This window comes from Flavonifractor sp. An306 (assembly GCF_002159455.1).
Classification (GTDB): Bacteria; Bacillota; Clostridia; order Oscillospirales; family Oscillospiraceae; genus Flavonifractor.
In genome coordinates this window covers 1-1,119 of record NZ_NFIQ01000206.1, presented here as the reverse complement: position 1 = coordinate 1,119, position 1,119 = coordinate 1, and the positions used below count along the sequence as shown (strand labels likewise).

Genomic DNA, 1,119 nt, shown 5'->3' with positions numbered 1-1,119 from the left:
CGATGTCACTAAAGTAGGCCGGGCTGAATTCCTCCTGGGGAGTCATCAGACTTACCCGCTTTCGGGCGATGGATGCAGCAATCTGTAGATGGGCATCGCTCTCAGCATAGAGCCGCTCTGCCATTTCGATTGTTTTGACGATAATCAGTGCATCGCTGGGGTCATCCCGCTCCAGTTCGGCATCAATTTCCCGGTTGATTCGCTGGGCTTCCGCCGACAGCTCTTTTCGCTTTTTGGGGCGAGGGATGAGCAGATAGCTATTGGCGATGATGCGGTTCATCAGGATTGCCACCTTTTCCAACAGGTGTGTATCGGAAATCCGTATGCGCTGACCGCAATCAGGATTAGTGCAATCCCATCTCTCGCGAATCCGGTGCTTATTGCTCACCCTTCGCCGCATAGGGGCTCCGCACTCCGCACATCGGACCAGATCCCGAAGCAGGTCGATCCCCTCCAGATTTTTTTCGAAGGTGTTCCGCTGGCGGGCTGTTTTCACGGCAGCCGCTTCCTCATACTGCTCTTCCTCAATGATCGGGTCATACTCCCCATCGCCAATGTATTTGGCGTTTCCGATGATTCGTGCGATACGAGCTTTATCCCACACGTCCGTTCTCTCACTGTAGGGGATCTTCCTCTCAGTCAGCAGCTCGGCAATACTTTGGAGGGATGCGCCGTTGATGTAGGCGCTGAATATCTCGCGGATGACCGCAGCTTCATCTTGTGCGATGACTGTCCTTCCATTTCTCATGGTGTAACCGTATGGGATATAGCGTATCTTCTTCATGGCGAGGTTCCTCTCTGTCAGAGCATTTCAGTGAATCTCAGCCCGCCGATGAGGGTGACTGTCATTTCATCTCGGCGGCTGATACTGATGGCCTGAACAATCTCAGTAAAAAGCTTCTCATCGAAGCGGTCCAGTGGTTCCTCGAGCTCTTCCAGCAGCTTTTTCAGCCGCGTCAGTTCCTCTATCATATGGGTAATGCCCGAGGAGAATTCACATTGGCGCTCCCGCTTCATAGAGGGCCGGCAGGCAATTTTTATTGGTATGATATTGTTTTGGAGCAGCAAAACAGGCCTAACATTAGCTGCGCTAACTTCAAAACCTCCCTTTTGACCTTA

General features: G+C 52.2%; 2 protein-coding genes. Both read right to left on the bottom strand.

The genetic code is table 11. The annotated features are described in order from the left end of the window. Positions 1-784 (bottom strand): recombinase family protein (locus B5F88_RS19660; protein WP_087937068.1); only part of this gene is annotated, 784 nt, incomplete at its 3' end. Positions 785-801: 17 nt separating this feature from the next. After that, the gene (locus B5F88_RS20955) at positions 802-1,017 is read right to left on the bottom strand and encodes a hypothetical protein (protein WP_162612267.1); all 216 of its coding nucleotides are present in this window, start codon (positions 1,015-1,017) and stop codon (positions 802-804) included. Positions 1,018-1,119: the final 102 nt, after the last annotated feature.